The sequence below is a fragment of the Halobacillus sp. BBL2006 genome, assembly GCF_000786645.1.
Classification (GTDB): domain Bacteria; phylum Bacillota; class Bacilli; order Bacillales; family Halobacillaceae; genus Halobacillus.
The window spans coordinates 1-1,865 of the sequence record NZ_JRNX01000510.1 but is presented as its reverse complement, the minus strand read 5'-3'; the positions used below and the strand labels follow the sequence as shown (position 1 = coordinate 1,865).

General features: G+C 44.5%; 2 protein-coding genes. Both read right to left on the bottom strand.

The window, feature by feature from the left end:
* Positions 1–156: 156 nt before the first annotated feature.
* Positions 157–1,437: a TRAP transporter large permease gene (locus LD39_RS14965; protein ID WP_035548868.1), complete on the bottom strand. Its 1,281-nt coding sequence runs from the start codon at positions 1,435–1,437 to the stop codon at positions 157–159.
* A partial coding sequence (locus LD39_RS14960; RefSeq protein ID WP_035548863.1) for a TRAP transporter small permease occupies positions 1,434–1,865 on the bottom strand: 432 nt, incomplete at its 5' end. The genes LD39_RS14960 and LD39_RS14965, both read right to left, overlap by 4 nt.

Genomic DNA, 1,865 nt, shown 5'->3' with positions numbered 1-1,865 from the left:
GGAAATAGGAAGAAGTCTCGAAACTGAGTCTTCAACAATCGGGAGCTTTAATGGAATAAAAGAAACATCAACAACAAGATTGATAGAATTTTTCTAATGAACCAAAAACCCCTTGCCTGAAAGCAAGGGATTCCTGGGTCGAGGGTCAATGGTGAATCATTCACCAAAACTGATTAACCATAAAGATAATTCAGGTATGAACGTAATCATAAGAAGCGAGAATAGCATCGCTAAGAAGTACGGGATGATCGCTTTAGAAAGCTGTTCAATCGACAATCCCGATATTCCGGATCCAACGAACAAGTTGACTCCCAGTGGCGGTGTAATGAACCCAATCGCCAGGTTGACAACCATGATAATTCCGAAGTGAATCGGATCATAACCGATATTCGTTGCAATCGGCAATAGAATCGGTGTCAAAATGATGATTGCCGCCAGTGTATCCATGAAACAGCCCACTAATAGGAGCAACACGGTAATCAGTAAAATGATGACAATTTCATTTTCTGAGATAGATAACAGGAAGTTCGCGACCTGAGTCGGAATCTGTTCAATCGTTAGCAAGCGGCCGAACGCCGTTGCGGAACCAACGATGATCAACACCGTTGCCGTCGTCAATGCGGAATCAGCCAATACTTTAGGAAGATCTCTGATTCTCAGTTCACGGTACAAGACAAGTCCTGCGAAGATGCCGTAAACAACCGCAATAACCGCGGCTTCTGTCGGTGTAAAGATTCCTCCGTAAATACCACCAAGGATGATCACAGGAATGACAAGTGCCCATTTTGCTTCCCAGAACGTTTTTCCGACGTTCTTAATGGACAGTTTTTCATTAGAGCCGCTGTAATTATTTTTCTTGGAGTAAATGTAAGCCCAAACCATCAAGGCTAGTCCTACGATCAAACCAGGAATGATACCAGCGATGAACATATCTCCGATGGATGCGCCGCCTACGACACCGTAGATGACCATCGGAATACTCGGAGGAATGATGACACCGATTGAACCGGCAGCTGCAACTGTCGCTGTTGCAAACTTTTTGTCATATCCTTGTTTCACCATCGCCGGAATCATGATTCCGCCGATCGCTGCAACTGTCGCTGGTCCTGAGCCAGAAATCGCAGCAAAGAACATACACGTGACAATCGTCGCCATGGCAAATCCGCCTGTCTTATTCCCGACAAGAGCATTCGCGAAATTGAAAAGCCTTTCTGAGATTCCGCCTTTACCCATGATTTCACCAGCGAGGATGAAGAAAGGAACGGCCATTAATGGAAAGGAGTCGACAGAAGTGACAAGTTCCTTCATTAGAAACTGGACTGGGATTGCTCCTGTGTAGAAAATAGTCACTAAAGTTGACAGCCCTAGCGCGATTCCGATTGGAACACTTAACAGTAAGAGAAGGGCAAAGGATCCGAATAATACAATTGTTGTCATGGTCCATCCTCTCCTTCCTGCTTCTGCATCCGATCTCGCTCATCATTGACATCAAGCTTTTCTTTTCCGATTAACATTTTGAATTGAACATAAAGGTTTTGAATAAGACGGATTGCTGACAACCCGAATCCGATTGGAGTCGCCATGTACACGACGCCCATTGGGATATGGAGAGCAGGTGATTGCTGTCCAAACCCTAATAATTGATTGGCAATGCTGTACCCGTTGATGACAACATAGATACTGAAAACTAAGAATAAAAGATTCGCAATCATAGCTAGCACGAGCTTCCCTTTATTCTTCAGCAGGAGAAGCATGACGTCGACTTTGATGTGACGTTGCTTTTTCACTCCGTAACTGATTCCTATGTACACCAACCATATAAAACAATAACGCCCGAGTTCTTCTGACCATGACAGCGAATTCCC

Coding starts and splice junctions, on each gene's coding strand:
- LD39_RS14965 (WP_035548868.1), bottom strand. CDS start 1,437: ATGACAACAATTGTATTATTCGGATCCTTTGCCCTTCTCTTACTGTTA.